Origin of the sequence: Chroococcidiopsis cubana SAG 39.79, from assembly GCF_003991895.1 — a bacterium.
Lineage (GTDB): Bacteria > Cyanobacteriota > Cyanobacteriia > Cyanobacteriales > Chroococcidiopsidaceae > Chroococcidiopsis > Chroococcidiopsis thermalis.
On record NZ_RSCK01000014.1, the window covers coordinates 63,847 to 86,614 of the forward strand.

The 22,768-nt window shown below is 45.3% G+C and carries 23 protein-coding genes; 14 read left to right on the forward strand and 9 right to left on the reverse strand.

Features of this window, described 5'->3' with window-relative positions; all coding sequences use genetic code 11:
- Positions 1–72 precede the first annotated feature (72 nt).
- Positions 73–708 carry a peroxiredoxin gene (locus tag DSM107010_RS11580; protein WP_015156411.1) on the reverse strand — a complete coding sequence of 212 codons (636 nt, stop codon included), beginning with the start codon at positions 706–708 and terminating at the stop codon, positions 73–75.
- Positions 709–1,045: 337 nt separating this feature from the next.
- Here DSM107010_RS11580 and DSM107010_RS11585 point away from each other — a divergent pair, with 337 nt between their 5' ends.
- From DSM107010_RS11585 to DSM107010_RS11620, 8 genes are all read left to right on the forward strand, one after another.
- Positions 1,046–1,597 (forward strand): GNAT family N-acetyltransferase, encoded by a 552-nt coding sequence (locus DSM107010_RS11585; RefSeq protein WP_015156412.1) that lies wholly within the window; start codon positions 1,046–1,048, stop codon positions 1,595–1,597.
- A 166-nt stretch (positions 1,598–1,763) separates the two neighbouring features.
- Positions 1,764–1,988 (forward strand): indolepyruvate ferredoxin oxidoreductase subunit alpha, encoded by a 225-nt coding sequence (locus DSM107010_RS11590; RefSeq protein WP_015156413.1) that lies wholly within the window; start codon positions 1,764–1,766, stop codon positions 1,986–1,988.
- Between the two features lie 95 nt (positions 1,989–2,083).
- Entirely contained in the window at positions 2,084–2,815 is a 732-nt protein-coding gene (locus DSM107010_RS11595; protein WP_106167199.1) for an ABC transporter ATP-binding protein, read from the forward strand.
- Positions 2,816–2,858: 43 nt separating this feature from the next.
- Positions 2,859–3,404 carry a hypothetical protein gene (locus DSM107010_RS11600; protein ID WP_106167198.1) on the forward strand — a complete coding sequence of 182 codons (546 nt, stop codon included), beginning with the start codon at positions 2,859–2,861 and terminating at the stop codon, positions 3,402–3,404.
- A 322-nt stretch (positions 3,405–3,726) separates the two neighbouring features.
- Positions 3,727–4,953 carry a Na/Pi cotransporter family protein gene (locus tag DSM107010_RS11605; RefSeq protein ID WP_106167197.1) on the forward strand — a complete coding sequence of 409 codons (1,227 nt, stop codon included), beginning with the start codon at positions 3,727–3,729 and terminating at the stop codon, positions 4,951–4,953.
- A gap of 102 nt (positions 4,954–5,055) precedes the next feature.
- The gene (locus DSM107010_RS11610; protein WP_106167196.1) at positions 5,056–6,108 is read left to right on the forward strand and encodes a PstS family phosphate ABC transporter substrate-binding protein; all 1,053 of its coding nucleotides are present in this window, start codon (positions 5,056–5,058) and stop codon (positions 6,106–6,108) included.
- A gap of 16 nt (positions 6,109–6,124) precedes the next feature.
- The gene (locus tag DSM107010_RS11615; protein WP_015156418.1) at positions 6,125–6,751 is read left to right on the forward strand and encodes an HAD family hydrolase; all 627 of its coding nucleotides are present in this window, start codon (positions 6,125–6,127) and stop codon (positions 6,749–6,751) included.
- A 62-nt stretch (positions 6,752–6,813) separates the two neighbouring features.
- Positions 6,814–7,746, forward strand: a complete 933-nt coding sequence (locus tag DSM107010_RS11620) for an alpha/beta fold hydrolase (RefSeq protein WP_106167195.1) — start codon at positions 6,814–6,816, stop codon at positions 7,744–7,746.
- Positions 7,747–7,837: 91 nt separating this feature from the next.
- Here DSM107010_RS11620 and DSM107010_RS11625 read toward each other — a convergent pair whose 3' ends face one another.
- Together DSM107010_RS11625 and DSM107010_RS39565 are read right to left on the reverse strand one after the other, a co-directional pair.
- On the reverse strand, positions 7,838–9,190 hold the full coding sequence (locus DSM107010_RS11625) for an LCP family protein (RefSeq protein WP_106167194.1): 1,353 nt from the start codon (positions 9,188–9,190) through the stop codon (positions 7,838–7,840).
- A gap of 349 nt (positions 9,191–9,539) precedes the next feature.
- Positions 9,540–10,040 carry a hypothetical protein gene (locus tag DSM107010_RS39565; RefSeq protein WP_181246333.1) on the reverse strand — a complete coding sequence of 167 codons (501 nt, stop codon included), beginning with the start codon at positions 10,038–10,040 and terminating at the stop codon, positions 9,540–9,542.
- 105 nt (positions 10,041–10,145) lie between these two features.
- Here DSM107010_RS39565 and DSM107010_RS11635 point away from each other — a divergent pair, with 105 nt between their 5' ends.
- Both DSM107010_RS11635 and DSM107010_RS11640 read left to right on the forward strand, forming a co-directional pair.
- A complete protein-coding gene (locus DSM107010_RS11635) occupies positions 10,146–11,315 on the forward strand; it encodes an AI-2E family transporter (RefSeq protein ID WP_127023018.1) in 1,170 nt (389 codons plus the stop codon).
- The gene (locus tag DSM107010_RS11640; RefSeq protein WP_106167193.1) at positions 11,308–11,937 is read left to right on the forward strand and encodes an Npun_F5749 family FMN-dependent PPOX-type flavoprotein; all 630 of its coding nucleotides are present in this window, start codon (positions 11,308–11,310) and stop codon (positions 11,935–11,937) included. Before DSM107010_RS11635 ends, DSM107010_RS11640 begins: the two co-directional genes overlap by 8 nt.
- Here DSM107010_RS11640 and cysE read toward each other — a convergent pair.
- From cysE to DSM107010_RS11650, 3 genes are all read right to left on the reverse strand, one after another.
- Positions 11,934–12,668: a serine O-acetyltransferase gene (cysE, locus tag DSM107010_RS11645; protein ID WP_015156424.1), complete on the reverse strand. Its 735-nt coding sequence runs from the start codon at positions 12,666–12,668 to the stop codon at positions 11,934–11,936. The two genes, DSM107010_RS11640 and cysE, sit on opposite strands and share 4 nt — an antisense overlap.
- A gap of 348 nt (positions 12,669–13,016) precedes the next feature.
- Positions 13,017–13,166, reverse strand: coding sequence for a hypothetical protein (locus DSM107010_RS38350; RefSeq protein ID WP_158631774.1), 150 nt, complete (start codon positions 13,164–13,166; stop codon positions 13,017–13,019).
- Between the two features lie 175 nt (positions 13,167–13,341).
- On the reverse strand, positions 13,342–13,596 hold the full coding sequence (locus tag DSM107010_RS11650; RefSeq protein ID WP_106167191.1) for a hypothetical protein: 255 nt from the start codon (positions 13,594–13,596) through the stop codon (positions 13,342–13,344).
- 664 nt (positions 13,597–14,260) lie between these two features.
- On the opposite strand from DSM107010_RS11650, the gene def reads away from it, so the two are divergent.
- The 3 genes from def to DSM107010_RS11665 all read left to right on the forward strand — a co-directional run bounded on the left by def (position 14,261) and on the right by DSM107010_RS11665 (position 16,635).
- Positions 14,261–14,824 carry a peptide deformylase gene (gene def, locus DSM107010_RS11655; RefSeq protein ID WP_015156426.1) on the forward strand — a complete coding sequence of 188 codons (564 nt, stop codon included), beginning with the start codon at positions 14,261–14,263 and terminating at the stop codon, positions 14,822–14,824.
- 11 nt (positions 14,825–14,835) lie between these two features.
- A complete protein-coding gene (locus tag DSM107010_RS11660; protein ID WP_015156427.1) occupies positions 14,836–15,036 on the forward strand; it encodes a hypothetical protein in 201 nt (66 codons plus the stop codon).
- Positions 15,037–15,267: 231 nt separating this feature from the next.
- On the forward strand, positions 15,268–16,635 hold the full coding sequence (locus DSM107010_RS11665; RefSeq protein WP_015156428.1) for a PrsW family glutamic-type intramembrane protease: 1,368 nt from the start codon (positions 15,268–15,270) through the stop codon (positions 16,633–16,635).
- A gap of 50 nt (positions 16,636–16,685) precedes the next feature.
- On the opposite strand, the gene DSM107010_RS11670 is transcribed toward DSM107010_RS11665, so the two are convergent.
- The 3 genes from DSM107010_RS11670 to DSM107010_RS11680 form a co-directional block, all read right to left on the reverse strand.
- Positions 16,686–17,330, reverse strand: coding sequence for a hypothetical protein (locus DSM107010_RS11670; RefSeq protein ID WP_127023021.1), 645 nt, complete (start codon positions 17,328–17,330; stop codon positions 16,686–16,688).
- A 439-nt stretch (positions 17,331–17,769) separates the two neighbouring features.
- Positions 17,770–19,389 (reverse strand): CHAT domain-containing protein, encoded by a 1,620-nt coding sequence (locus tag DSM107010_RS11675; protein ID WP_015156430.1) that lies wholly within the window; start codon positions 19,387–19,389, stop codon positions 17,770–17,772.
- 182 nt (positions 19,390–19,571) lie between these two features.
- Positions 19,572–21,890, reverse strand: a complete 2,319-nt coding sequence (locus DSM107010_RS11680; protein ID WP_106168324.1) for a protein phosphatase 2C domain-containing protein — start codon at positions 21,888–21,890, stop codon at positions 19,572–19,574.
- A 525-nt stretch (positions 21,891–22,415) separates the two neighbouring features.
- Between DSM107010_RS11680 and DSM107010_RS11685 the strand changes: the two genes are divergently transcribed.
- On the forward strand, positions 22,416–22,688 hold the full coding sequence (locus tag DSM107010_RS11685; RefSeq protein WP_015156432.1) for a hypothetical protein: 273 nt from the start codon (positions 22,416–22,418) through the stop codon (positions 22,686–22,688).
- The last annotated feature ends 80 nt before the right edge of the window (positions 22,689–22,768 follow it).

Sequence of the window (22,768 nt, forward strand, 5' to 3'; positions counted from 1 at the left end):
CTGCGCACATAAATTAGTAGAGACGTTACATGTAACGTCTCTACATCAATCGGAATTCTCGAACTCTCGAATTTATTTATTGGGCTGAGGAGTTACCCGTAAATATGGCTTAACTTCCTGAATTCCTTTAGGGAATTTTTGCTTCGCCTCTTCAGTTGACATAGAAGGTACGACAATTACATCATCTCCATCTTTCCAGTTCACTGGCGTAGCAACGCTGTAGTTATCAGTTAGTTGCAGAGAATCGATCACCCGCAAGATTTCTTCAAAGTTACGACCAGTGCTAGGTGGGTAAGTGATAGTCAAGCGCAATTTTTTGGCGGGGTCAATCACAAAAACCGAACGAACGGTAACTTTAGCATTGGCGTTCGGGTGGATCATGCCATACAAATCAGAGACTTTTTTGTCGGGATCTGCCAAAATCGGATAGTCAACGGTTGTGGATTGAGTTTCATTGATATCGCCAATCCAACCTTTGTGAGATTCAGCATCATCAACGCTCAAAGCAATCACTTTTACATTCCGCTTATCAAATTCAGGCTTCAGTTTTGAGACTTCGCCTAATTCTGTCGTGCAAACAGGGGTATAGTCAGCAGGGTGAGAGAAAAGCACTACCCAGCTATCACCAGCCCATTCGTAAAAATCGATATCCCCAAATGAAGAGGACTGGGTAAAGTTAGGTACTGTATCGCCAAGTTGAAGCGCCATTTTTGTTTTCCTGTCGTCAAAATGTCATAGTTCGCCTACTATACAGATCCTGCCATAAAACCCCTGTTTTCCGATAGGAGTTTGCCTGTTTTAAAGAAAAATTTATGATGGGGGGTGAGGGGAAAGAGAGCTGAGGGAGCTGGGGAAGCTGGGGAGGCTGGGGGAGAAAGAACTTGAAAAGTCTGGCTCCTGCTCCTAACTCCTGTTCACTGATAACTGATAACTGACAACTGATAACTGATAACTGATTAGTAAGCAAAGCTTAGTTTACGACAGTGCGATCGCTTCGGAGAAGCTTTTTTATATTACAAGATGTGTAGAGATGCGATAAACAGTGATGCCTGCAATTGAAACTGCTCGACTGCGACTGAGGTGTTTTACTGAGAGAGATTTAGAAGATTACGTGCGAATTTTTGCCGATCCAGAATATACCCGTTACTCTCCCAAGGGGAGCGTACCGCTGGAGCAAGTAAGGGAAGCAGCTCAAGCAGCCTATAACTACTTTACCTACCATTGGCAGCAACACGGGTTTGGCGTTTGGGCAATTTGCGATCGCGTCAACCATAAATTAATCGGACAGTGCGGACTCAACTGCTTGCCCGATAGCCATGAAGTAGAAGTTCTTTACCGTCTCGATCGGGCATACTGGAATCAAGGGCTAGCAACTGAAGCAACAAAAGCTAGTTTGAGGTACGGATTTGAGCAAGTGCAATTAGACAAAATTGTAGCGTTGACGCTGCCACACCATTTAGCTTCCCGGTGCGTGATGGAGAAAGCTGGATTGCACTACACGAAAGATGCCCAGATTTACGGATTGAATGTAGTTTATTATACATTACATCGAGTAGAATATCAGTCAGATGATTCTGTGTATGTTTTGTTGGTTTAAGTATCTTAGAGATTGCCAGTTACAGTTACAGAGACAATACTTAATCGTTACTCGTTAAAATTAAATGAGTGAGAATGTAATAAAAATTAACGACAACAGAATTTTTTGTTAGAGTACAAAAACAAGCATTAGCGCTGCAAATCGAAACATTTTAAGGGAACGCTCTATGTCACACACAATTGTTACTGAAGTTTGCGAAGGTGTTGCGGATTGCGTTGATGCCTGTCCTGTAGCATGTATTCATCCAGGTCCAGGGAAAAATATTCAGGGGACAGAATGGTACTGGATCGATTTTACGACTTGTATAGACTGCGGCATCTGCATTCAAGTTTGTCCTGTGGAGGGGGCGATTGTCCCAGAAGAAAGACCAGACTTGCAGAAAACTCCTTAGCTAGCAGAGGGCAGATGTAAATGGTAGCGATCGCACTTGCTGAGTCATAATCTGGGATAAGCTAAATGCTAATTGCTGAGAGCCAACCTTGAGGTATGTACAGTTCTGCTCCTCTGTTAGAAGTTGAAGATGTTTGGGCTGGGTACGTCAAAGACCTAGATATTCTCCAAGGTGTTAATTTTCGGATTTTTCCTGGAGAAATCGTAGCGGTGATTGGTCCCAACGGTGCGGGAAAATCGACTCTAGCTAAGACGATTTTTGGATTACTCAGCCCCCATCGAGGCAAAGTTACGTTTAAAAATCGCAGTATCACTGGTTTGAAGTCAAATCAAATCGTGCAGATGGGAATGTGTTATGTACCGCAAATTTCTAACGTCTTCGCCTCTTTGAGCGTAGAAGAAAATTTGGAAATGGGAGCATACATTCGCAAAACTGCATTAGCTCCTTTAAAAGATAGAATTTATGGGACTTTCCCGGTTCTAGCCACCCGCAGACGGCAAAAAGCTGGAACCCTCTCTGGGGGAGAACGTCAAATGCTCGCGATGGGTAAAGCTTTGATGCTAGAACCGAGTTTATTATTACTTGACGAACCGAGTGCTGCCTTATCTCCCGTATTGGTAGCGAGTGTCTTTGAACAAATTCAACAAATTAACCAAGGTGGAACAGCAATTGTCTTAGTGGAACAGAATGCTCGTAGAGCTTTGGCAATGGCACATCGGGGTTATGTATTAGACACGGGACGCGATCGCTTTTCCGGTCCTGGGAATGAGTTGCTCAACGATCCCAAAGTCGCAGAATTGTATCTTGGTGCGGGTAGGGTTCATTGAAAAATCAAGGTTAGCGAAAGATTAATTGAGTTTTCAAATTGAAATGAAGCGAGTTTTTCCAATTGTGGCTGGCTTCATGCTTGTTTTCGACTCGCAATTTGCTATGGCTGGTTCGCTGGATCGAAAACTCGGCATTGTGGTAGCGAAAGAAAATTTAGTTTGTCTCATCACGTCCGCGACAAGTCTCAATATTGGTAGTCAAGTCAATCTCGTACTTCTGTCTGTTCCACAGAAAGTAGTTAGTGGAACGGTTGTATCAGTAAGCGATCGCCAGTGTAGTGAGATATCAAAACCACACAATGTCTCTGGAAAATCTTATCGGCTATCGCTACTGAATAATCGCTCTCATCTGAGCGTACCTGCAATTGGTATTTTGACCTCAAGTAACCAACTTCATAGAGTTGGGTTAAAAGTAGTAGGCGATTTAGATAGCGATGGTATAGAAGAATCGTTTCGTTCTTGTGCGAGTTTTGAAGGTCTTCATCTCACCGTTTGGTCTAGTCAAGCGTTGACTGGAACTAGAAAATGGCACAGTTATTATTATCTTGGCTTTGATATTGAGCCGACCTGTACGAAATCAGAAATATAAAGATAACCAGGATACTTAAAAATTAACGCTGATAAAAGCTTGACTCATTCTCACAAATGCCAATTACTTACCTAATGCTCATTAACTTAAAATATGAGCTAGCTTATTTGTTGCAATCTGAGACTTTCTCAGTATCAATTGAACTCTTTGTGGTTTAACCCGTGATTAATTTGGTTTTAACTAAATTGTAACCAAAAATCTGTCGTCAAAATTGCTTTCTGTCTTTTTCAAGTGATAAAATATCTGACTCAATGTTGGCTTCTATACACGCAATAAAAATTCAATCGATATATTTTTGTTGTATAGTTGCACCATCAGAAAAATGTATAGATTCAAAAACATTAAGAGTAGAGTACTTAAGTATTTTAGTCTCAGCTTGCTAGTAGCAGCCCTCGCGATCGCGCCTTCTCCCTTCAACCGCTCGCATGACTTTCCGATCGCACAAACAACCGCTCAAGCTCAAACTCCGCTCCGACCTGAAAATAACTCAACTCAATTTGTAATAGCTCAGGCTCCTGCTGCTAAACCAGAACCAGCCGCAGCCGAGGAAAAAGAAGAGTTAATAGACTTCTTCGCAATGGGTATGGGTGCGTTAGCAGGTTTAGTACTGTTTATCTATGGCGTTACCCGTCTCTCCGAAGGGCTAGAGGACATGGGTACGGAACGGATGAGAGGTTTTTTGAGTAAATGCACCACAAACCGCTTTGCAGGTGTAGTTACGGGAGCTATAGCCACCACGCTACTTGAATCCTCCTCTGTCACAATCATCATGACGATTGCGATGGTGAGTGCAGGAGTCTTGACTTTTGTACAATCATTGGGGGTGGTTTTAGGGGCAAATATCGGCACTGCGGTAGGAGCGCAAATCATTTCTTTGGACATCGAACAGTACATTCCCCTACTGATGTTTGCGGGGTTATTATTGTTATTTTTGGAGAAAACAAAGACCTGGAAAAATCTTGGTATCGTACTGCTAGGATTTGGTTTGATGTTTTATGGATTAGAAGCGATCGATGAAGCGATGAAACCTTTCCGCACCTACGAACCCTTCATCGATTTGATGGAAACCTTGGGTAATAATCCGATTTTAGGTGCTGCTGTTGGCGCATTATTTACCGTAATTATTCAGTCTTCTTCCGCTACCGTAGCGATCGTGATTACCTTAGCAAGCTCCGGTCTAATTTCCCTACCTGCGGGAGTTGCCATCATGCTAGGTGCAGAAGTCGGGACTTGCGCCGATACGTTAATTGCTACAATCGGGCGCGGTCGTCCGGCATTACGCACAGGAGCGTTTCATTTCGGATTCAATTTAGTTAGTGCCATTTTAGGAATTATTTTTGCGCCCTTGTTAGTACAACTGGTACTTTCATTTTCTGGTGGTGCGGGTGTCGGTCGTCAAGTGGCTAACGCACAGATTCTTTTCAATGGAATTGGCGTGTTGGTAATGGTGATATTCTTACCTGCGATCGCTCAAATTTTGCAAAGGCTTATTCCCGATACTGGTAATGACTTGAAATTGAAACCAGAAACAGTTCAAGCAGCAAGATAACTTATAAGTCGCAAGTTGGAAGTCAGAAGTTAGCATTTTATCTCTTGTTGCTTGACTGACTTACCAATTATTAATTATCAAACAGCGCTAATCAGAAAAAATATGTTGCAGCAATACAAACTGGCATCTGTAAGTGTCATGAGTTTCATGTTGGGCTTATTTGGTTGTACGAATACTCAAACAACTGATACGGCTGTGGATTTTCCCCAAGCGTTAAATGTAGCTCAAAGAAATATAACCACGAATAGATTATCGGGTAGCGTAGTTATCGACGGTTCCAGTACGGTGTTCCCTATCTCTCAGGCAATGGCAGCAGCATTTACTCAGGATAATCCAGACGTAAAAGTAAATGTAGGCATATCCGGTACTGGTGGCGGTTTCAAAAAATTCTGTGCTGGAGAAACGGATATCACTGGTGCATCTCGTCCCATTAACATGCAAGAGATGGAGTTGTGCCAGCAAAATAAAGTTGAATATACAGAATTACCGATTGCCTTTGATGGTTTGGCAGTTGTAGTGAATCCCCAAAATAATTTTGTCAGTTGCCTTAAAACTGGAGAATTAAGACAAATGTGGGAGCCTGCGGCTCAGGGTAAGATTAATAATTGGAACCAAGTTCGTGGTAGTTTTCCAAATCAACCGTTACAGCTTTACGGTCCCGATGCTGAATCGGGAACTGTTGATTACTTCACCTTAGCAACTGTAGGGCAGGAAGGTAAAAGTCGCACTGATTATAAATCAAATGCTAACGACGACGCTTTAGTACAAGGAGTTGCGGCTAATCCCAATGCTCTTGGTTATTTTGGCTATGCTTACTACTTAAAAAATCAGGATAAATTGAAACTGGTAGCGATTGATAGTGGCTCTGGTTGCGTTCAGCCAAGTCCCGAAACAATCGCCAATAGTAGTTACCAACCCCTCTCACGTCCAGTATTTATATATGTCAAAAAAGTGGCGGCGGCGCGTCCAGAAGTTAGTGCTTTTACTAACTTCTATCTCAATCCCGATAATGCCAATTTGGTCTTACAAGTGGGCGACGTGCCGCTACCTAATATTACCCTCAGAGCCGCAGCTAGCCGTTTTAATCGGGGAATGACGGGGACAAATTTTGGTGGTAGAGGTGCGATAATCGGTGTAGCCCAAGAGGGTTTGTAGGTCAGTCAAACGCAGTATGCAAGATACGTGTCTCGTACCAACGCCACCTTATAGCGCTTTAATTTTTGATTGTGACGGCACTCTAGCGCATACTATCCCCACTCATATTCAAGCATGGTTGGCAACGCTGCGTCCTTTGGGTGTCGATCTCAGTCAGGAATGGCTTTACGATCGCCGAGGTATGTCATCGTTAGAATTGATCGAAACCGTAAATCATACTTTTGGATATGCCTTAGACGCTAATACTGTCAATCCCGCACGGAAAAAATACTTCTTGGATCTACTGCACCAAGTCGTAGAAATTGAAGCAGTAGCAGATGTTGCCCGCAGTCACTATGGTAGAGTTCCCCTAGCAGTAGCTTCAGGCGGCGATATTCGCGTGGTAGAACCTACCCTAAAGGCAATCGGGTTATATTCTTTATTTGATGCGATCGTGACTGTTAACGATGTAGAACGGGGTAAGCCTGCACCCGATATTTTTCTGTTGGCTGCCGATCGCATGGGCGTTACGCCTACAGATTGTATCGTTTATGAAGATAGCGATGCAGGTTTAGAAGCTGCTCACCGTGCGGGAATGCGGGCGATCGACGTGCGGGAACTGTGGCTGACATCAGAAGCGGAGATAGGAGTTACAGATAGTTAAGAGATGAGAATGTAAAGATTTGTCACAATAAAAACAGCATCCGTCACCAGCTATTCAAATTCATGACTGCCTCACCTCTAACTGCATCCAGCTCATTTCCACCCGTAAAAACGTGGACTTGGCAGGGATTTTCGATTTGCTATCAACAACAAGGCGATACTGGTATTCCCGTCATCCTGGTACATGGCTTTGGCGCTTCTTGGTGGCACTGGCGCAAGAATATTCCCGATCTGGCGCAGACTTGTAGGGTGTACGCGATCGATCTCATCGGTTTTGGTGGTTCTGCTAAACCGATTCCAGGGGAATTCAAGCCAGGAGAACAAATCCTATATTCGTTTGAGACTTGGGGACAACAAATTGCTGATTTTTGCCGCGAAGTAGTAAGAGAGCCAGCAGTTTTCGTTGGTAATTCTGTCGGTTGTATTGCGGCAATGCAAGCAGCAGTGTACGCCCCCGAGCTAACTATGGGTGTAGCGATGCTCAATTGTTCCCTACGTTTGCTTCACGATCGCAAGCGCATTAGCTTACCTTGGCATCGACGCTTCGGCGCGCCGCTGATTCAGAAATTATTAGCAGTTCAGCCAGTTGGAAAATTTTTCTTTCAACAACTTGCCAAACCGAAAACAGTCAAAAAAATCTTGCTCCAAGCCTACGCTCATCCTGAAGCAGTAACAGATGAGTTAGTAGACCTTTTGATGGCTCCAGCGAAAGATGCTGGGGCTGTAGCAGTCTTTGTTGCTTTCACAGCCTATTCCCAAGGACCGCTACCAGAAGATTTGTTGCCCCAGCTATCTTGTCCGGCAATTTTCTTGTGGGGAACAGCAGACCCTTGGGAACCAGTAGAGTTGGGGCAAGAGCTAGCAAACTATCCCCAAGTACAGAAGTTTATTCCCTTAGAAGGAGTCGGGCATTGTCCCCAAGACGAAGCACCAGAATTGGTGAATCCGATCTTGCAGGAGTGGATTGTGGAATTGGGGAGTCGGGAGAGTGACTAGTGGCTGGTGACTAGTAGCTAGAGAATTTTAGATTTTGGATTTTTCTCTGCTCCCTTGTCTTCCTTGTCCTCCTTGTCCCTCTTGTCCCACCCTACTCGCTGCTCCCAGCTCGTCCCTGCTCCCTACTTTGTTCCAGCCAATCTTTACCAACTTGAATAGTAATGTCAGAGCCAAGGTTGCCCGTGCTTTCAACGCGGACTTCGCCTACGTTTAAGAGGTCGCGGATTGTTGTAGCACTTTCAGTATCGCCTTGCTGGGCAACGACGTGAGTTGTGTCTAATGGCTCAGACCACGATTTTGTAATGTATACATTGCGATAGCCTGCACCAGCAAGAGATTTGACCAAAGAGCGGACAGCGCGATCGCTACCCGTGCTATTGGAAATTGCAATTCTCAATCGCGCCGGATCGAAGTCAACTGGCTCGGATTCAGACAGAGGGGCATCGAAATGCTGCGTTGCCATCTTGGCAATGCGATCGCTGTCTGGCAACCAGTAGCTAGCTCTATATTCTCCCGCATTACTAAATCGTCCAGGCAACATCAACATTTGGATGTTGGATCGATTAGTTTGTACGCCAAAATTTGCCAGTGCTACCAATTCATCCATCGACAAATTCGTATCGAGGTGCGATTGAACCACAGAGAGAATCTGCGGCATCCGAGTCAGCGTATTCGGCGACAAGGTTTGTTCTGTTAGCGCCCGCATGACGAGCTGCTGGCGTTGAATCCGTCCGATGTCGCCATTTTCGTCGTGGCGATAGCGCAGTAGTTGAAGAGTCTTGTTGCCGTCAAGATGCTGCTTGCCAGCTTTGAGATTAATATATAGATGCTGGCTATCATCTTGATATTTCATGTCTTTGGGAACGTAAACGGTTACGCCACCCAAAGCATCGATCAGCTTTTCCACTCCTTGGACGTTGATCCGAATGTAGCGATCGATCGGCACTCCATCTAGTAATTCGCTAATAGCTTTAGCACTGCCTGCTGGACCACCAACGAGATTAGCTTCATTGATTTTCGCTATGCCTCGACCTTCTACCTTGGTGCGGGTATCTCTGGGAATAGAAAGGGCAGCGATTTTTTTGGTTGCTGGGTCAAATCGTAGCAAAAGGATAGTGTCTGTCAAGCCGTCGAAGGAGTTGACTAACGCATGATATCCTTGCTTTTTGATTTCGGCAGCAGGGGTATTAACGTCTGTAGTGAGAACTTTTACACCTAGAACTAAAATATTAACTGGTCGGGTCAGCTCCGAAAGTTTAAAACCAGCCCGCGTTAAGCGATCGCCATGAGTCCCGAAAATTGCTTGCTCCTCAGGGCTAAGCTGACTTTGCATCAGCGGCTTGGTTGACATGGTATAGGCTAAGAGCGCCCCTGCTGTGGCTGACAACACAGCGACACCACTCATGATTACCCAGAACCACAGCCAACGCCCAGTCCTACTCATAGCACTACTGCGCCTAAAATTTTTGGAATTACTTGTAGAATTGGATTTTGAGCCTGATATTCTTTGCACTGATACAACTTCCTCACACTTAACACTAGTCAGCAAAAATAGTTAATAAGTTTTTAACATGATAATGGACAAAGGCACAGCTATATGCTGCGCTTTCTCAATTGGCATATTCTCTGCACGGGTAACGCTGGCTACTGAAACAGTAAATTTCATGGCTCTGGGATCGAATTAGAGAATATTGCCTGGAGTCTACTGCAAATCCTACAAAGTCGTCATCTGGCTTATTACGGAATTCCAGCCAGAGAGTCGTACTTTCTACCGCTGGCGTTGTCTTTGAACCTCAGCGTTCGTCGAGCGTCCGATCTGCAAGTGCCGAAAATCCAGGTAGACGCACTGACTTTCCAGTAGTTAGTCGCAGCATTAACCACACACTGACTAAAAAATACCCAGATGTCAGTAAACTATTTAACATTAATAGACGAAAATTTAAAAACTCTGAAGCTTCTGCTCCAGCACTCAACAAGAAATATGCCAGCAACCAGCTTAGTGCTAGAGTGATAGATAAACGGCTGACGGCGAGTTTTTCTTTGTGGTAATTGGTAATTGGTAATTGGTAGTTGGTAGTTGGTAGTTGGTAGGTATTTTCCCCCTCAGCTCCCTCAGCTCTCTTCTCTCCCTCAGCTCTCTTTCCCCCAGCTCGTCCCTGCTCCCAGCTCGTCCCTGCTCCCTCATGACGATACAAAGTCAACAGCGAAGGAAAAAAGCCAATAATGGGGATGAGGTGAAAAAATAAATGCAGGCGATCGCGATTTAAATGCTCTGAGACTGTAAGCTTTTTCATATGATGTAATCGAATCCGAGCTTGGGGGGATGAGTTATGACAGCGGAGTTAGGGATAATAGGCTGCAAGGGACATTTGATTTAGTTCGCTCCCGCAACTGAGAAAATGCAGAAACGCATTATTATAGGTTGGTGGCAAGCAATGTCACCTTTGACGCGACTTCTGGCGATCGCGCTATTGGCTCCACTACTCGTACTCAATGCTTGGGCAATCTCCTCCATCGTTGATTACTTCCACTCGCTGATTGTTATTTTAGTCGGTGCTTCTTTACTAGCATTTTTGTTGAACTATCCGGTAGGCTGGATGGAGCAGCAAGGCGCAAGGCGAGAACAAGTTGCTATTTTAGTCTTTTTGTTGGCTTTGTCGATTTTACTGGCGCTAGGTGTCACCCTCGTGCCTCGAGTGATTAGTCAGGCGCAGCAGCTCGTAACTCGTTTGCCAGAATGGATAGACTCAGGACGCTATCAGTTGGTGTTGTTAAATGATTGGGCTGAGGCTCAGGGTTATCCAATTAATCTCGATGCCTTAGTCATACAAATCAACGATCGCGTTAAGGGACAATTACAAGCGATCGCCGTCCAAGCACTCAACCTAGCTGTAGTGACGGTGACAAGCCTGCTCGATTTTCTGCTGGGCATGGTTTTAACATTTTATTTGTTACAGCATGGGGACGAACTCTGGCAAAGCTTAATCGCTTGGCTACCAACACCCATTCGCCAGCCTTTTTCCCAAACTATCCGGTTGAGCTTTCAAAATTACTTCATCGGACAGTTAATTTTCGGTATTTGTATGGGTTCTGCCCTAACTGCCATTTTCTTATGGCTGAAAGTACCGTTTGGGTTACTGTTTGGAATCACGATCGGGTTTATGGCTTTAGTTCCCTTCGGCGGTACGGTGGGAATTATTTTGACCACTTTATTAGTAGCGCTGCAAGATTTCTGGCTAGGTACTAGAGTCTTGGTAGCATCTGTCATCATTCAGCAGATCTTAGATAATATCGTTGCTCCCCGTATTCTTGGTAGCGTAACTGGATTAAATCCCGTATGGGTACTGATTTCCGTCTTAACAGGCGCTAGAGTTGGCGGTTTGCTGGGCGTAATCGTTGCCGTACCTACAGCAGTCGTGATCAAGACAGCCTTAAGTGCCGTGCGATCGCCCCAACTGGTTGAAAGTCCTAATGCTGCTGCATCAGCTATGACAACAACTGAGAATCTTGCAGGGAGCAGGGACGAGCTGGGAGCAGCGAGTAGGGAGCAAGTTGCGAGTAGTGAGTAGCGATCGTACAATTCCGAATTCCGAATTCCGAATTCCGAATTCTTTTGCTCCTTGGCGATCGCCCCTAGCACGGGCGCTGCACCTCAATCGCAGTCTGCCTTATGCCCGTTATCTCCAATTGGCGACTGTCCGGCTTGATGGTCGTCCTGCTAATCGTACAGTTGTATTCCGGGGATTTTTGGATAACAGCGATCGCCTCAAGTTTGTCAGCGATACTCGCAGTGAAAAATTTGCCCAAATTGAAGCCCATCCTTGGGCAGAGGCTTGCTGGTATTTTCCCAAAACCCGCGAACAATTTCGGATTACTGGTACACTAAAGGCGATCGCCTCCGACTCTCCCGATCCAGAATTACAGCAAGCCCGTATCTCCAGTTGGCAAGAGTTGAGCGACTCTGCACGGCTGCAATTTGCTTGGGCGCATCCAGGGCAGCTGAGAGCTGCTGATGACACCTTCAATCCTCCAGCACCATCCGCAGAAGTGCCATTACCGCACTTTTGTTTGCTGCTTTTGGAGCCAGTTCAGGTAGATCGCTTAGAATTGCGCGGCGACCCTCAAAACCGTACCATTTATACTTGGTTAGAGGGCGATCGCACTTGGTCTACTCAAGCCGTCAATCCTTAAATCCCCGCACCATCTAAAAACTGCTGGATCACTTTATCTCTCATTTGACAGCTAGCAGCAGCGGGAAGAGACATAACTACAGAATCTTGGTGTGCTTGCTGCTGTTGTACTTTTTCTAGCTGTTGTTCTAACGCTTCAATTCTGTCAACGAGAGCGCGAATGACCTCTGCTTCTGAGTCAGGTAAGCTACCGTGTTCTAACGGATCGACTCTAGCCCCAGAACGGTAGATAATTCGACCTGGTACACCAACAACCGTGCAATTAGAAGGTACATCGCGTAAAACAACAGAACCCGCTCCAATTCTGACGTTACTGCCAAGTTCGATATTACCGAGGACTTTTGCCCCCGCACCCACCACGACATTATTTCCCACAGTCGGGTGACGCTTGCCGCTTTCTTTCCCCGTACCGCCCAGAGTCACGCCTTGGTAGAGCAGAACGTCATCACCTACGATCGCGGTTTCGCCGATCACGACCCCCATACCGTGGTCGATAAAAAAACCCTTGCCAATCGTCGCGCCAGGGTGAATCTCAATCCCGGTTAGAAATCGGGCGATCGCGGAAATAAAGCGTGGAATGAAGGGAAGACGCAGTTTGTAGAGTTGATGCGCTACCCGATGGAAGACAATTGCCTGTAACCCAGGGTAACATAACAGTACCTCTAGCCAATTACGGGCAGCAGGGTCGCGATCGAAAATAATCTTGAAGTCAGCAGCTATGGTAGATAGCACGGGTCAATGCCTAGCCAGGACAAAATTTTTACTTCTTTTATCTTATCTCTCACCGTGCGATCGATAAAGTTTATTCGCGTTCTTTGCAGTGTAGAAATTTCGACTTACTTTTTCCTAACTTCTCTACCTGGTTCCCAATCGTGCCTCCACTCCTATTGATTACCTTGTTACTGTTTACCGCATCGATGGTGACTAATATATTCGTCCTAACTCCCATAGAGTTAATCAGGCACGCAAATATACCGCATTGGTTACTTTTGGGCGGGCTGTTGTTAGTATTCCTTTGGTGTTTTGGGGAAGAGTAAGACGAAACTCTATAATTAAATTTCCTGCTCGATCCGGATCGCTTCATGGCTTGACAGGCTTCGATCGCTTTCCCTGCACCGACTGAGCCATTGCCTGTAAATCTTGCGCCCAGTCTGGCTGAGTCATGAGTAGAGCTTCCGCCGCCTTGCTATCTGTAGGCTTCGAGAAGAAATAACATCGATTATTTTGCAATCGATCTCGCCGGGCATGTATTCGATCGTGTACCAGGCAGACAAACAACCAACAACTTGTTGCTGGCAGACGACTTTACCAATATATGTTTTAATGTTGTGCGCCTGAATACTAGGCTCAGATTGAGCGTATTTTGTTGTGAGTAGGTTTATTCGGATGGCGGCGTTTGCCACTGTCATACTGCACGAAGCCCTCCATTATCTAGAAAACTATATAATTTGCAACTCGCTCCCAATAATTCTCCTAACAATGATGTTAATTGATTGATATTTTCGATCGGATCGGTACGAAAATTTAATAAACACTGATTGATTTTCGTTAATTTTGCTTCTATCTCCTTTTTCTTATTTATCACAATCTCAGCTTGACGAGCGCTGTCATCTCGTTCGCTCTGTTCTACTGTTTGCGATCGCTCTAATGATGACAGCATTGTTACGATCGTCTCTTGAAATCAAAGATTGAGTTTTTGAATTTATGGCGATCGCAGTGCATCTATCAATTCTCCCCAAATAAACGTACAAATAAAGATGAAATATAATCTTTGACAAATATTCATTGCCTACCCTACGAAAGTTTTTAATCCTAAAATGGCTTCAAAATAAATCTTGCAATGAGGTATTTCAATACTTGCAATTATACGCGCAAGAAAATATCATAAAAATACTAAGAAACTATTTCTACTCGTGACAACAATATTGTTTATCCTCAAGGGAAATCATAATGACTTTTGTAGAGCGATCGCGACAATGGTGGTCTAGTATTACCAAATTTTACCTAAGTAAATGCAACGAATTTTTTAGTAAAAACAAGCAGTTCTAAATGATTTGTAAAGTAGGCTTCTAGCCTGCCGCAGGCTAGAAGCGTGTTCCACGTTCATGAATCAAATAGGATTGCTATAGATGCAAAGGGAAAAATTACCGATTTTTACATAGTGTAGTGGGTGAGAATAAGTCGCAAGTAATTCCCCCTGCTCGTGCGCTCCCTGCTCCCTGACAACTGACAACCAGTCACTAGTCCCTTTTCTGACTTCTACTTGGTAAAATTGAAATAATGTCACAATTTGCAAATTAGCCGACCGTAGCGAGTAGATTCACATGGCTTCTGAAATCGCAGTTGAAAAGAAAAAGTTAAAAAACCCTCCCTTAGATATCCGCTATTTGGGCGATCGCGCTCTGCGTCAACCTGCAAAACGCATCAGCAAAGTCGATGTAGAAGTTCGCCAGTTGGCGCGAGAAATGCTACAGAGTATGTATAGCGCTGACGGCATCGGTTTGGCTGCGCCACAAGTAGCTGTATCCAAGCAAATCATCGTCATTGACTGCGAACCAGACAATGCTGCTAACCCACCCTTGATCCTGATCAATCCTACGATCAAACGTACCAGCAGCGATATCTGCGTGGCAGAAGAAGGTTGCTTGAGTATCCCAGGCATTTATTTGAACGTGACGCGCCCCCAAGCCGTAGAAATTGCTTATAAGGATGAATACGGGCATCCGCGATCGCTACAAGCTACAGATCTACTGGCTCGCTGTATTCAACACGAAATCGACCATCTCAACGGAATTGTCTTCGTTGATCGCGTCGAAAACAAGCTGGCTTTAACCCAAGAACTGGCAAAGCATGGCTTCTCCATGAGTGCAGTCAAACCTGTTGCTTGAGGAGATTTACCATGAATGCAATGACACCCAAAAGCGGCTTATTTCTTGGCGGCTGTTGTATTACGGCGATCGCAGCAGTTGGTTCCGTGTTCGAGCTAGCCTCTGGTCAACCCGATTTAGGTAACTTGAATACAGCGGTAATTCTTGCTGTAAGTATTCCAGCTACAGTCCTCTTGTTTATTGCTGCCGTGCGGAATGCAAACAGCGAGTGAATTCAGAGGAGATAGAAGAAGACAGAAAGTACTGACATTCGTTTGGAAGATTCAATCGGTACAAGTCCTTAAATTTATCTAGCAATTGCAGGACTCAAGTATAAAATGATGGTCTTGAGAACAAGAGCGCGAGTGCAAACAGCCTCGATTCCAAATATATGAATGTTTAGTTGTCAGATTCTCTCCGTCTCTTGTCTCCTGTCTCTCGTCTCCTCTCATTACCGATACTATATGACCGAACAACATCTTGCTGAAGGATGGTTGCGGCTATTACCGAATGCAGGAGAAGCTGGACTGACACGCAGTTACAGCCTTTCACCCGAGCGAGAAATGGCGATCGGGCGCGACCTTGCTTGCGATATCGTGTTGGAATCGGAGCAGTACGGTATGGTTTCTCGCCATCATGCCACTTTATACCCCCAACCTCAAAATCGGTGGCAGGTGTGTGATATGAACAGTAGTAACGGTACTTTTATCAATGGACAGCGCTTGCAAGGCTGTCGGGAACTCGTTCCAGGCGATCGCATCACGTTGGGCGAAGGTCGCGAAGCAAACCGCCTTCGGCATCGCGGCGCAGAATTCATTTTTGAATCTCATTCTCCTCACCCATCCAGTATTATCCCGCCACCTGTATCGCCTCTGACTGAAGCGGAAGTCAATTTCTCCCACTTATTTCCGATTATCTCTACGGCTAAAGACTTAACCCACAAAGCTTATTTAATTCCTGGTATTTTCACAGTTATATTTGTCGTATTAATGTTTGCTACTGTCGGTCAACCAAAAGCGATTCGCTTCAATCAACTCTTGGTTGCTACCTACTTGAGTAGTGCTGCTTATTATTTTATCTATCGGCTTTGTGGAAAAATTAAACCTTGGTGGCTCCCAATTCTTGCTGCCACAGCTACAGCACTCATTTTATTTAGCCCTATCTTACCCCTATTTATCTTTATCTTCCGTCGCATCTTACCAGGAGATTTACCTAACTCTCTTATAACGCTTAGCTTTCCCGAATTATTCTTGCGGATGTTCGTCGGAGCTGGCTTAATGGAAGAGTTTCTGAAAGCTTTACCCGTCCTGGGGGCATATGCTTTAGGACGACGACTTGCTTCTCCTTGGCGTGAATGGATTGGGGTCTGGGAACCTTTAGACGGCATTCTACTAGGAACTGCCTCAGCTGTAGGCTTTACCTTGGTCGAAACGTTGTGGCAATACGTGCCAGAAATTGCTCAAAACGTGGCGATGTCAGCCGGACAAGCTGCTGGTCAAATTGTGGGATTGCAATTACTGATTCCGCGTATCATTGGTGCAGTTGCTGGACATATGGCAGATAGCGGATACTTTGGTTATTTCATTGGTTTAAGCGTACTCAAACCGCGTCAACGTTGGCAGATCTTGACCGTAGGATATGTCAGTGCAGCCGCACTTCATGCTTTATGGAACTCCACCGCTGCTTTTAGCGGTTTGCTCCTAGTCGTGGTAGGCGTTCTATCGTATGCGTTTTTAACAGCAGCGATTCTCAAAGCCAGAATGCTCTCACCAACGCGATCGCAAAACTTTGCCACTCGCTTTTTGGAAAAGACACCTAGAAGACCAGATTAAGAAAATTTTGAATTTTAGATTGAGTTAATTGCTCTTTAAGATCTCGCCCCTCACTCCTCGCCCCGCTCAGCTTGCAATTGAGATATAGCGTAGCGAGCGATCGCCAAACTGATTTGAGCGCGTTCGATGTCAGATCGCACTTCCCAGTCTTGACCGTAACGATTGAGCGTGGATTCGATCGCGGTAGTAGATGGCTCAATACTACTGCGCATACTGTAGGCATATGGACGAGCGAGAATTAACAGATCGTCTTCCGAACAATTCGGTAATAATTCTTGTACGCACTGTACCAATTGTTGCGCCATAGATTTTTGTGTCGCTAACATGTCAGTTGCTTTATGAGCGATCGCTTGCAACCAAGCTGTCGGCATGTAAGCTGCAAATCGCTGTTGCAAAGTTATTTGAAGAGACTGCTCGTCTGTGGCACTAGCAGACACAGTTGTTGGCTGAGTCTTCTCCCATAAATGTTCCATGCTAGCGAGGAAATCTGGCGCATGGGCAGAGAGTTCCTCTTCCCACCAGTCTTCTTGCTGTAATTGCTGTTCTTGTTCGAGAAAGAATGCTTCTGCTGCTTCTTCAGCAGGGTTCCAGGGATAAGTTGCTGTTTCAGAGGCAAGTAGTGTTTCTAATAACTCTAATTCAGTCAACAACCGATGCCGTTCGTTAATTTCAGAAGACTTGAATTCGTTTGTCATTGTACAATTCATCATGGGTGTCTGCAAAAACGCTGTATGAGTAGCTACACCACCTGAACAGCCATTTCCGCAACTACATAAATTATGCAAATAAGATTGGGGATCGCAGTATCTCTGCTGCAATTTTGCAGTATTTAATTGCAGTTTTTGCATAAAGCATCTTGCTTTTTCCCTCTCTTTACTGCATGAAGTGCGGATTAATTCCAGCTTGAGAAGACAGAGGGTATTCTCATAAATCGGCGAGCGGGCAACCCGTTGCTACGCAGAGCTGCGTCACTTGAATAAATTTAACAATTAGCTGGTGCATTGACTTTTCTCCATAAAAAATTTACTTTGGTCTGAGTTGTATGGCAGCAGTTCTCAAGACAGAGCTTTACGCAAAAATATATCAATTTTTTCTTCTTTCTGCCCTCTACCTTCTGTCTTCCTTCGCTCAGCTTCAGTCTTCAACAATAAATTCGTAGGTTTGACCCTTATGGCTGCCGAACTTTAACTTCATTCCCGATTTTAGCGGGACTTCCTCACGATATACATTTTGCCAGCGATCGCTACTGGGTAGATTTGACAGCAAAGTCCCGAAACGAGAATTATCTCGTAAGAAAAAAGTCGTATCGCCGCGATCTTGACGGCAATAGATTTCTGCATGTCTTTGGCTGACCCAGCCTTCTTGAACTACAATATCATTCTCTGCCAGACGACCTACCCTTACTAATCTCGTACCTAAATGCCAGACTTGCTCTGGAGCAGAAGTAGAACGCAGTTGCGCTCGTACTGGTGGGTATACTGTACCCGCGACCGTATCTTCTGGTAGCTGAGTAATTTCGTCACGAGCGGGTGCGCCGAGCAACTCCCCATCAAACTCTGGATGCATGTAGAGGATGGGTAGAGTCCAAGCATGAGAAATATATTTATAAACAGCTAGTAGTTGCTGTCTGGCGATCGCCGCCGCACGATCGATCGGCGAGCCTGCTGCTAACGCCTGGGTAAAAACTTGAATAAAACTTAAAGCTTCCTCATCGGCAATTTCATCCCGCATTCCCAGTACTGCTGGTACGCCGTGATGAATCAAAACTTCTGCTAAACTGCTACGCGGTAAAGGTTGTCCGTTATCAAACGCGGGTTGCGCTCCCCAACAGGCATTAATCGCGCACAGTTTGACTTGAGAACGTGCTAGTACATGGGCTAACTCCGTACCGTCAATCGCCACGCCGGGGCGTAAAAACAACAATCCTCCATTTGGAGCGCTCAAACCATGACCGGAATAAAAGAAAATATTGTAAGCTTGAGTTTCTAGCTGCGAGATTAATTCTTTAGGAGTAGGTTGTAGCAAAGTGTCTACCCGACAGGGAACCGTTGCCAAATTTCTCCTTTCAATTGGTTTAAGTTGTTGAAAGCTTCTCAGAGTTTGTTCGAGAATTTTTGCTTCTGTTTCCAACTGCAAGCTTCCGGCTTCGGTGTCTTGTCCCAAAACCAGCAAAACATTTAAACCCTGACTGGGTGGTAGCGAAATCAGGGAACCAACATCGTTAGTCGTGCGACTGAAAAAGACTTGTGGCGCTTGCAGTGGCGAAGGTAGGGAGATAGCTGGTTTTCCAGCCTGAGGCTGCATAATTTCCCAAGGCAAGGCGATGAGATCCGGCTCTCGAATATCTATTCTTAGCCGTAATGGTTTTCCTTGTCCGATCGCAATCCCTTGACTCTTCTCCAGACTCATTTGTACTTGTCCCTGAAAAATCCACTGCCAAAGGTTGATGCATAAATGTTGCATCAGACGACCCCCTTGTCCGTTGGTTTTTCCGCCAGGATAGGCAACGATTTCTGGAACTAAATCCAAGGTCTGGGAAATTATCTCTGGAGAAATTGGTGGTGATGAGCGAGGCGCAAACATTGCCTGCCAAGCTTGCCAAGCCTGCATCAATCTAGGGGACAAAACACAATCATGTTTCACATATCCACCAGGATAAGGGGCTTGCACTACCCAAACGGCAAAGTTATCTTTACCAGCATTGGCAAGACGTTCGATTGCTAAACTCAAGCAGGGAATGTCAGACTGGGACATCAATAACCACGATCGCTATCAAATACTCGCAAATATGCAACTGTCTTAGTTTAATAGTTTATTTAACTGGGAGCTAGAGGCTGAGGTGATAAGGGTGTGGGGCAAGTCACAAGTCACAAGTCACACCCTTTCTTCACCGATCGCTTTGTGGAGACGTTATATGTAACGTCTCCTCTACTCTCTTACCGATTGCCTTGTCCTCCTGACTCCTGATTTCCACCGTCTGTCTGTGTTGGCAATGCCTGAGATGTAGAACAAGGATTGTTCCCTCCTGAAAATTCCTTAAATCGTCGATCGAGTTCGGTATTTGCAATCCAAGCATTGTCTCCTGGTTTTAATATCCGGCGATCGCCAGTTGAAGATGTAGAAGTACGGGAGAATTCAGGGTTTGAGCAGACTTGCAGCTGCGTCCAAGTCTCTCGCTGCTGGGAGGGCAGTTTTGATTCGTTCAGAACTTTGACGATACTGCCCTGGGGCAAAGTAAAATCGGGTGCATTCAGTTGGGGTGGCTCGGGAGAAGAGTTGGTCGCTCCTGCTTGGCGCTGGAGGGGGGTTTCCTGCTGAGCCTCATATACTCTTTCAGGCGATCGCGCAACATTTGTAGTATCGTTACTGTCACTATTTGCTGCTGGGTTTCGCTCTTGCCAATTGTGATTGTAAGCCAGCCAAAGTCCTGCTGCCGCACTTAAGAGCAAACCGATTCCCAACACTATTGGGAGCAACCACGATCGCGATTGTTGCGGTGGTGGTAATGGTGAGAGTAACTGCGTATTGGCGATCGGGACGTAGTGCTCGATCGCATCTGCCGTTGGTGGTTCTGAGAGAGTTACGGCAAATGAAGATGAGCTGACCGCACCATTACTCGTTTTGTCTAACGACTGACTGTAACCAAGCGGAGTTTCTGGCTCTTGCACCTTTACCTGACAATGTACTAAAGCAACGGTAATATTATCGTGTCCGTTAAGGTTGTTACCAAGTTCTACAAGCTGCTTAGTTGCTGTAGCGACATCCATATTCCCATCTAAAATTGGCAAGATTTCTGTTTGCCAGCACCGATCGACTAAATCGTAATCGCTCAAGCCATCAGAACACAAGAGGAATACGCAGTCTTCATCCAACACAAACCGCTGTACCGTGGGATGTACCGATGCACTCATGCCGATCGCTTGGACGAGAGAACCAGCCGAGGGTTGTTGTAGTGCTTCTCGATAGACAGCATAACCCAACCGTACTTCACGGGCAGCTACATCATCGTCTAGGGTTATTTGATGGCAACCCGTGCGCGTCACCCAGTAGGCGCGGCTATCACCAACGTGAGCAATATATATTTCATGTTGATGTCCTACTGCCATCACCAAGGTTGTCCCCATTCGCTGTCTTCCTTGACGATGCTCTTTGTCGTTACGGCTACTGATACATTCGTTTGTCTTGCGCGTAAACTGTTCTAGAGCATGAGTGAGGGTATTCGGGTCTAAACTTGCTTCATCTAGCGGCAGCTGTTGTACCTGGTGCTGTAGCGTTTCGATCGCTAGACTGGAAGCAACGTTACCTCCTTCGTGTCCGCCAATCCCATCGCAGACAATTGCGATCGCTTTTGCTTCTGGTGGTTTAGCAAGTGTGGTGCCGCTGGCTGGATAGCAGGCATCTTCATTTCGCTGACGGCTAGGACCAGTATCGGTGCAAGTACTAATCTGGAAACTCCGACTGGGGGCAATGTCTCTATTCGTAATGTTTTGCCCTAATTCCAACAATCCTCGATCCAGACACGCTAGCAATTGCTCCGAGTTGACGATTTCTCCTTGTTGCAATTCTTGGCTTAATTGTTCTATAAATCCACTCACGCTTGGTCGAGCCTCTTTAGCGAGCTGCGACCAAGATTGACCGAGTTGCGCTAGTGTGGGACGTTCGGCATCATCCAATTGCAATTGCAACAGCCTTAGTAACGATCCTTCTACTCGTAAAAACTGGGGGACGAGCAAGCTAGACGCTACGCCTTCGCTATATAGGGGTTGCCACAGTTGCGCAATTTGCCATAACCAATTGAGCTGGCGTAAGCTAGAAACGGACTGCCAAACAGCAGTCATCTGAGGCATTAGCTGTCCTGCTGTTAACACACCATCGGGATAAATCGGTGCTTGTTCCAACAGCAAAATTTCTTTTTCAGGTGGTTCGCGATCGAGCGATACTAATCCGTATACCTGCGGAACTTGGAGACGATACGCGACTAGTCTCAAATAAGGTCTAATTTCATTAGAAATATCTAAATAAGGAGAGTCTAGCAGTAAACCAGGTTGAGTATCTAAAACAATTCGCTCGGCTTTGAGGTAAAAGCGTTCCGCGATCGACGTTCCGATCTCGTGGAGTTCTGTGCCTTGCCCCACAACCCACAAGTAACGTTTAATTAAGGATGTACCGCAGCGCTGACAAAACTTGTCGCCTTCAGAGTTGGCAGCCTTACACAGATCGTTTGGACATTGGATCGTTACCTCATTATTTTGCATAGCTGGCGCACCGATTAGCCATATTAAATCAATTTAAAACAGCAGACGTAAGAGACGATTAAACTGCTCATTCATGTTTATATCTCTATATTTAGCTTCCCGCACGGCAATTGCGCTTCTGTTCTTATATTTTTGCAAGATCTGGATGCAGTTGTTACCTCACTTCCACCCAGATGATTTGAGCATTAACTTTAACAAGCTTTGACTATCGATTGCAAACATGAATTTTGAATAAATTGTGATTTAATCGCTTGGCGCAAGCAGCTAAATCTGCTACAGTGCTACCCGCTAGTGTAGTCTCTCGCATTCAGCCGAGTCTAATTCGCGATCTATCTACTACTTTAGCGATTTCAATCCGATTGTTTAGCTTAGAACGCCCTGTGTTTAGAGCCGAGGCGAGCAATTTGCAGACCTAGCGTTTTGTAGGTAAGTATTTCCTACTTACGAAGGAGGCGATCGCGAACCGATATTCTTAAATTTTAAATAGTGAATTGGTCATTACGTTTTTAAGAGATTACAACAATTATGGATAACAACCAAGAAAAAGAAACGCATCGTGCAGTTAATCCTGGTGATGTTATCGCTGATGAAGAGCAATCAGTTGAAGAGAAAAAGCAACAACTTGCTGTAGATTCCCCAGATATCACTGGCGACCATATTCAAGTTCCTACCTATTTTGCTGTAGAAGAACCAGATGGCGAAGAAAAAGCTTTACACCATGTTAAAGACGCAGAAGAAATTTCTGATGTCATTCGCCAGTCAAGAGTTGACGAAAACGGCGAACGCACTTGGTGGTAGCTCCCGTACTCGCTGTATTTCGCTTTAGAATGAAGGTCTTTGTGAAATGAAAAGCAGTCGCGCCTGGGCGTGAAATAGTT